Here is a 395-nt window from a genome sequence, read left to right on the forward strand (position 1 = left end):
GAAGCAGAAGAAATTGATAGCAAGCTTCAGCCAGGTGATATTCATACAGAGCAAGTAGAATCGATCGCGTTTGGACGCATTGGTGCGCAGGCTGCAAAGCAAATTATCGTTCAAAAGGTTCGTGAAGCGGAGCGTGAGAAAATTGTTGATGGATACCGAGATCGTGTTGGTGAGTTGGTCTCTGGCACGGTTAAAAAAGTAACGCGTGATAATGTGATTGTTGATCTGGGGAATAATGCCGAAGCGCTGCTTCCTCGTGAAAACTTGGTTGGTCGTGAAGTGTTTCGAATGGGCGATCGGGTTCGTTCGTTATTGCTCGAGATTCGTCAGGATCTTCGTGGTCCACAATTGATCCTTAGCCGCTCAGCTTCAGAAATGCTTATCGAGTTGTTCCG

The 395-nt window shown here is 46.8% G+C and carries 1 protein-coding gene; it reads left to right on the forward strand.

Annotated elements, in window-relative coordinates; genetic code table 11:
- Window positions 1–395: NusA N-terminal domain-containing protein (locus A3751_RS17490; protein WP_156492581.1), on the forward strand; the 395-nt coding region annotated here is incomplete at both ends.

The sequence above is a fragment of the Oleiphilus sp. HI0080 genome, from assembly GCF_001635135.1.